Below are 7,135 nucleotides of genomic sequence, written 5' to 3' on the forward strand. Positions count from 1 at the left end.
TCACGCCCCGGTGCGCCGCAGCGCCTCGAGGACCTGAGGGATGATCTGGTAGACGTTCCCGCAGCCGAGCGTGATGACGTGGTCCCCCTCGCGGGCGACGGAGGCGGTGTAGTCCGCCGCCTCCTGCCAGTCCGCCACGAAGTGCACGTGGGAGGGATCCGCGAAGGCGCCGCTGACGAGCTCGCCGGTCACCCCGGGCACCGGGTCCTCCCGCGCCCCGTACACGTCGAGCATCACCGTGTGGTCGGCGAAGCGCTCGAGGACCTCGGCGAACTCCCGGTACATGTGCTGGGTGCGCGAGTACGTGTGCGGCTGCTGGATCGCGATGATCCGCCCGGGACCGGAGATCGTCCGCATCGCCTCGAGCGCCGCGCGGACCTCGGTCGGGTGGTGCGAGTAGTCGTCGTACACGCTCACCCCACGCTCCGTGCCATGCAGCTCGAGGCGCCGCACGGTGCCGGCGAACCCCTCCACCGCATGGACAGCCTCGGCGAGACGGTGGCCCAGTGTGAGCAGCACCGCGACCGCGCCGGCGGCGTTGACGGCGTTGTGGACGCCAGGAACGGCGAGCTGCATGCGTGCGCTCTCGCCCGCGTGCTCGATCGTGGCTGCGACCGGACCGTCGGTGGCGATGTCCGTCAGACGGACGTCGGCGTCATCCGCCTGCCCGAACGTCACGACGGTCGGGTGCGTGAGCCCCGCACGGACCCGCAGCGCACCGGGGTCGTCGCTCGAGATCACGACGGCCTCGGAGGCCTCGTTCCCGAAGCGGACGAAGGCATCGTGGAAGGCCTCGTCGGAGCCGAAGTGGTCGAGGTGGTCCGGGTCCACGTTCGTGATGAGCGCGACCGCCGTGTCGTAGAGGAGGAAGGTCCCGTCCGACTCGTCCGCCTCGATGACGAAGAGGTCGTCCGCACCGGAGGAACTGGAGACGCCGAGCTGCTCGATCACGCCGCCGTTGACGAAGTTCGGGTCCTCCCCGAGCGCCTGAAGCGCCGTCACGATCATGCCCGTCGAGGTGGTCTTCCCGTGTGCTCCCGCCACCGATACGAGGCGTCGAGCGCCGATCAGCCAGTACAGCGCCTGCGAGCGGTGGATCACGTGCAGCCCGCGCTGCTTGGCCGTCACGTACTCGGGGTTCTCCGGCCAGATCGCGCCGGTGTGGACCACCGTGTCCGCATCGCCCAGATGGGCGGCGTCGTGTCCGACGTGGACGGTGGCCCCCCGCTCGGCGAGAGCCCGCAGGGCGGCGCTGTCCGCGCGGTCCGAACCGGAGACGCGGATGCCCGCGTCGAGGAACATCCGAGCGAGCCCGCTCATGCCGGATCCGCCGATGCCGATGAAGTGGGCGGAGCGGATCTCGTCCGGGATCGGGAGGGAGAGGTCGGGTCTGATCATGGCTCCCTCATCCTAAGTCGCCCGGCTCGGAGCGGGCTCCGGGGCGCGCCGTCCGGCGATGCCCGGTGCTCTTCGAGCTGCACGGCCGAGGTGCTCGGTCAGCGCTCGAGCGCGCGATCGATCAGGGCGATGAGGTCCTCGGTGCCTCGCCGCGAGCCGACGTCCTCCGCGGCACGTGCCATGGCCTCACGGCGCCCGGCGTCCTGCAGCAGCGGCACGACGACGGCGCGGACGCGCTCGGGCGTGAACGTCGCGTCGTCCTCCACGAGGGCCGCTCCTGCCGCCACCGCGGAGGCGGCGTTCAGGCGCTGCTCGCCGTTGCCGACGGCGTAGGGGACGTAGACGGCGGGGATGCCGAGGGCGCTGACCTCGCTGACGGTCGCGGCGCCGGAGCGCGACACGATCAGGTCCGCGAGGGCGAACGCGAGATCCATGCGGTCGACGTAGCGGCGCATCGTGTAGCCGGCGGCACCCGGGTCGGCGAGATCCGACCGCTCTCCGGTGACGTGCAGGAGCTGCCATCCGGTGGCCAGGATGTCCTGCCACGATCCGGCGATGGCTTCGTTGATCCGCTGCGCGCCGAGGGATCCTCCGAACACCAGCAGCACCGGTCGCGCCGGGTCGAGACCGAACTCCGCCGCCGCCTCGAGCCGCCGCGCGGCACGGTCGAGCTCGACGACCTCGCGCCGCAGAGGCATCCCGACGAGGGTGGAGCCGCGCAGCGGCGTGCCCTCGAAGGCCACCCCGACTCCGGCCGCGGAGCGCGCGCCGAGCACGTTCGCGAGCCCAGGGCGCGCGTTCGCCTCGTGCACCACGGACGGGACCCCCTCGCGGCGCGCCGCGACATAGGCCGGGGCCGACGCATAGCCGCCGAATCCCACCAGGACATCCACCCCCCGACCCGTCAGGTGGTCGCGCACCTGGCGAACGGCCCGGGGGAATCGCACGGGGAAGGCGAGAGCCGCGCCGTTCGGCCGCCGCGGGAACGGCACCTTGTCCACCGTCAGCAGCTCGTAGCCTCGCTGGGGCACCAGGCGTGCCTCCAGCCCCTCCTTGGTGCCGAGAACGAGGACCGAGGCGTCGGGATCGCGGGCGACGAGCCCGTCCGCGACGGCGAGCAGCGGGTTGACATGGCCGGCGGTGCCGCCGCCGGCCAGAAGATAGGTGGTCACCGAGCGACCCTACCCCGGTTTGCCGGCCCCTCCCGGAGCGCCGGCCCGCGAAGGGCGCCGGCGGACGCACCCGCCGGCAGCGATCGGGCGAAGGAGAGCAGCACACCGCACGCGATCAGCACCGACACGAGCGAGGTGCCTCCCTGCGACATGAACGGCAGCGGGACGCCCAGGACCGGGAAGATCCGCAGCACGACGCCGATGTTGATGAGGGCCTGCCCGATCACCCATACGACGATGCCGCCGGAGACGATGCGCACGAACGGATCGGCCGTCTTTCGGATGATGTGGAAGACCCCGACTGCGAACATCGCGAACAGGCCCAGGACGATCGCGCAGCCGATCAGCCCCAGCTCCTCGCCGACGATGGCGAAGATGTAGTCGTTCGACGCCGCGGGGAGCCACCCGTACTTCTCCTGCGAGTTGCCCAGCCCGAGACCGAAGATCCCCCCGTTCGCCATCCCCCAGACGGCGTGCAGCTGCTGATAGCAGTCCGTGTAGTAGCAGTCGATCGTGTCGGGGTTGAACAGGCTCATGATCTGGCTCATCCGGCGCTTGCTCGTGAGGGCGAGCACGGCCACCGCGACCAGCGACAGCAGCAAGGGCAGCAGGAAGATCCGCAGACGCACGCCGGAGAAGAACAGCGCCCCGAGCAGGACGAGGAACAGGATCATGGCCGTGCCGAGATCGTGCCCGCCCATGACCGTCCCGATCACGAGCGCGGACACCGGGATCAGCGGGATGAAGACGTGTTTCCACAGCCGCAGCAGCTTCTGCTTGCGATAGAGGATCAGTCCTGCCCACAGCGCCAGCGACAGCTTCAGGAACTCCGAGGGCTGGATGTTCTGTCCCGCGACGAGGATCCAGTTCCGGTTCCCGTCGTTCTCCACACCGAGACCGGGAACGAACACGAGGAGCTGCAGAAGCGTCGTCAGGATCAGCGCGGGCCAGGCGATCCGCTTCCAGAACTCCACGGGAAGGCGACTGAGCAGGAACATCAACGGGACGCCGACGAGCGCGAAGACCCCCTGCTTCAGGACGACGTCGTAGGGCCCCTCCCCCCGGTCCACCGCGGTCGCGCTGGTGGCGGACAGGACCATCACGAGCCCGAACGCGGTCAGCAGCAGCGCTGTGGAGGCGATGATCACGAACTCGGACGACACCGGGGTGAAGATGCGGCCCAGGGAGACGCGAGCGGCCAGCCCGCGCCCGCCGCCGTCAGCCGCCCCGCGGGTCGTCATCGCGGGGCGAGTCATCTGCGTCATGCGCGCTCCCCCGACTGATCCACTGCCGCACCGCCTCGGCGAAGCGGTGGCCTCGATCCGCGTAGCTGTCGAACTGGTCGAAGGATGCTGCGGCGGGTGCGAGGAGCACGGTGTCGCCGTCATGCGCGATCCCGGCCGCCAGTTCCACGACGCGGTTCATGACCCCTTCAGTCTCGCCGGGGACGACCTCGATCACCGGGACCGCCGGCGCGTGTCGCTCGAACACCGCGAGCACCTCGCCGCGGTCCGCGCCGATCACGATCGCGGCGCGCGCGGTCGCCCCGGCTCCGGCGACGAGCTCGGAGAGGTCGACGCCCTTCAGATCGCCGCCGACGACCCAGATCGCCCCGGGGAAGGCACGGAGCGAGGACTGCGCCGCGTGCGGGTTGGTCGCCTTCGAGTCGTCGATCCAGGTGACACCGCCCGAACGGGCCACGACCTCGATGCGATGCGGGTCGAGCCGGAAGGCCTCCAGGGCGTCCCGGACGGCCTCCGGCGCCGCGCCGAAGGAACGCGCGATGGCCGCCGCCGCGAGGATGTTCTGCACGATGTGCGGGGCGGAGAGACCGCGCTCGGCGAGGGCGGCGACCGTCGTGAGCTCCAGGGCGCTGCTCCGGCGCTCCTCCAGGAACGCACGATCGACGAGGATCCCCTCGACGATGCCGAGATCGCTGGGGCCGGGGATGCCGAGATCGAAGCCGATCGCGCGGGCGCCCTCGACGACGTCCGCCTCCTCGACCATGCGGCGCGTCGCCTCGTCCGCCTTGTTGTAGACGCAGGCCGTGGTCGTGTTGCGGTAGACGACGGCCTTCGCGTCCCGATAGGCGGCGGCACTGCCGTGCCACACGAGGTGGTCGTCGGCCAGGTTCAGGCAGACCGACGACCGGGGCACGATCTGCCCCGCGGGTGCGCTGAGGCCGAGGTACCAGAGCTGGTGGCTGGACAGCTCGACGACGAGGACGTCGAACCCCTCGGGGTCGCGGACGGCGTCCAGCACGGGGACGCCGATGTTCCCGCAGGGGGCCGCGCGCAGCCCGCCCTCGACGAGCATCGAGGCCGCGAGCCGGGTGGTCGTCGTCTTGCCGTTCGTCCCGGTGATCAGCGTCCACTCCGCCGGCGTGCCATCGGCACGGAGCACCTTGTCCCGCACGCGCCAGGCCAGCTCGACGTCCCCCCACAGCGCGATCCCGTTGTCCCGGACCCAGCGGATGACCGGATGGGACGGCGCGAAGCCCGGGGACGCGATCACGACCTCGGGGGCGAACGCCGCGAGAGCCTCGGGCACCTCGTCCAGCGGTCCGAGGTGCAGGCCCGCGCCGATGACGGGGACCAGGCGGCGATAGTCGTCGGAGGCCGACTCCGAGAGCACGAGCACCTCCGCGCCGAGCTCGGTGAGCGTGTCCGCGGCCGAGAAGCCGGTGACCGACAGGCCGAGCACGGCCACGCGCAGGCCCTTCCAGTCCGCGTGCCAGCTCGTCAGCGTGTCGAGGTCGCGGGTCATGACCGGGTGAGCCACTCGACGTAGAAGAGGCCGACGGCCGACACCGCAAGGAGCCCGGCGATGATCCACATCCGCACGACGATCGTGCTCTCCGGCCAGCCTCGCATCTCGAGATGATGGTGGAACGGGCTCTGCAGGAACAGTCGCTTGCCGCGGGTGAGCTTGAAGTAGGTGAGCTGGACGATCACCGAGCCCGGGGCGATCACGAAGACGCCCGCGAGGAGGACGAGCAGCAGCTCGGTGCGGGTGAGGATCGCCATCGCCGCGATGACGCCGCCGATCGCCATGGATCCGACGTCGCCCATGAAGACCTTCGCCTTCGGCGCGTTCCACCAGAGGAAGCCCACGAGCGCTCCGACGAAGGAGGCCGAGATCACCGCGAGGTCGAACGGGTTGGCCACGTCGTAGCAGCCGCCCTGGACCGAGGACTCCAGCGCCGGGGCCACACAGGACTGCTTGAACTGCCAGAACGAGATCAGGCTGTAGGCGCCGATCACGAAGACCCCGGCGCCGGCGGCCAGCCCGTCGAGCCCGTCGGTGAGGTTCGCCCCGTTCGATGCGGCGATCCCGATCAGCGACAGCCAGATGAGGTACAGCGCCCAGCCGACGATCGGCCCGAGCGCGAAGAGCCAGAGGACGGGGATGTCCCGGAAGAGCGAGATGAAGCCGCTCGCGGGGGTGTTTCCCCACTGGTTCGTCGTGGTGAGCGCGACGATGCCGAAGGGGATCACGACGAGGATCTGACCGATGATCTTCCGCCATCCGGAGAGACCGGCGCTGCGCTGGCTGCGGACCTTCATGAAGTCGTCGATGAAGCCCACGATCCCGAAGCCCACCATCATCCAGATCACGAGCCACCCCGACGCGGTCGGAGAGCTGCCGCCGGTGAGCGTGCCGATCGTGTAGCCGACGATCGTGCCGACGATGAAGATCGTGCCACCCATCGTGGTCGTGCCGCGCTTGGCGTGGTGGCTGGGGTTCTCGATCGCCTCGGGGGTGCGGATCACCTGCGCCCAGCCCCACTTCCGGAACAGCCGGAGGAAGACCGGCGTCAGGAAGAGGGTGAAGGCGAGCGAAATTGCCGCCGCGGTAAGCAGGGACCTCACGAGAACGATTCTCCCAGACGGTCGCCGAGGAACCGGAGCCCGGCGGAGTTGGACGACTTGACCAGGACGCGGTCGCCGGGGCGCAGCTCCTCACGGAGGTAGTCGTACGCGGCGTCCGCATCCGGCAGGTGCACGGCCTCCCCGTCCCACGACCCCTCGCCGACCGCGGCGAGGTACAGCCTGCGGGCATCGGCGCCGACGACGACGATGCGCTGGATGTTCAGACGCACGGCGAGCAGGCCGATGCGGTCGTGCTCGTCGCCGGCGGCCTCCCCCAGCTCGCTCATGGCGCCGAGGACCGCGACGGTGCGCTCCCCCGGCCGCGTGATCTGCGCCAGTGTGCGCAGGGCCGCGGCCATGGAGTCCGGACTGGCGTTGTACGCGTCGTTGATGATGCGGACCTCGTCATTGCCCATCGGCTGCATCCGCCACCGCTCGGCGATCTCGACCGTCTCGAGACGGCGGACCGCGTCGCCCGGGGCCACCCCGAGCGCGGCAGTGGCGGTGATCGCGGCGAGGGCGTTGCCGACGTGGTGGGCGCCGAGGACCTGCAGGCGCAGCGGAAGGCGCTGTTCGCCGTCGTCGCCGGCGAGGACGACGGTGCACGTCGTCCCGCTCGCGTCGACGTCCACGTCGACCGCGCGCACGTCGGCGCCCGGCCCCGTGCCGAAGCCGCGGACGGTCAGCCCGCGC

Annotated in this window: 6 protein-coding genes; all 6 read right to left on the reverse strand. The window is 70.8% G+C overall.

The genetic code is table 11. From position 1 onward, the window contains the following. Positions 1-1,398, reverse strand: coding sequence for a UDP-N-acetylmuramate--L-alanine ligase (murC, locus tag MR1_RS06670; RefSeq protein WP_067244250.1), 1,398 nt, complete (start codon positions 1,396-1,398; stop codon positions 1-3). A gap of 98 nt (positions 1,399-1,496) precedes the next feature. Further along, entirely contained in the window at positions 1,497-2,570 is a 1,074-nt protein-coding gene (locus MR1_RS06675; protein ID WP_067244252.1) for a UDP-N-acetylglucosamine--N-acetylmuramyl-(pentapeptide) pyrophosphoryl-undecaprenol N-acetylglucosamine transferase, read from the reverse strand. Further along, positions 2,567-3,835 carry a putative lipid II flippase FtsW gene (gene ftsW / locus MR1_RS06680; protein ID WP_067244254.1) on the reverse strand — a complete coding sequence of 423 codons (1,269 nt, stop codon included), beginning with the start codon at positions 3,833-3,835 and terminating at the stop codon, positions 2,567-2,569. Before ftsW ends, MR1_RS06675 begins: the two co-directional genes overlap by 4 nt. Continuing rightward, positions 3,789-5,336 (reverse strand): UDP-N-acetylmuramoyl-L-alanine--D-glutamate ligase, encoded by a 1,548-nt coding sequence (murD, locus tag MR1_RS06685; RefSeq protein ID WP_067244256.1) that lies wholly within the window; start codon positions 5,334-5,336, stop codon positions 3,789-3,791. Before murD ends, ftsW begins: the two co-directional genes overlap by 47 nt. After that, complete coding sequence (gene mraY / locus MR1_RS06690; protein ID WP_067244259.1) at positions 5,333-6,442, reverse strand: phospho-N-acetylmuramoyl-pentapeptide-transferase; 1,110 nt, start codon at positions 6,440-6,442, stop codon at positions 5,333-5,335. Before mraY ends, murD begins: the two co-directional genes overlap by 4 nt. After that, on the reverse strand, positions 6,439-7,135 hold a 697-nt coding region (locus MR1_RS06695; protein WP_303621319.1), incomplete at its 5' end, for a glutamate ligase domain-containing protein. The genes mraY and MR1_RS06695, both read right to left, overlap by 4 nt.

The organism is Microbacterium resistens NBRC 103078, assembly GCF_001552355.1.
Lineage (GTDB): Bacteria > Actinomycetota > Actinomycetes > Actinomycetales > Microbacteriaceae > Microbacterium > Microbacterium resistens.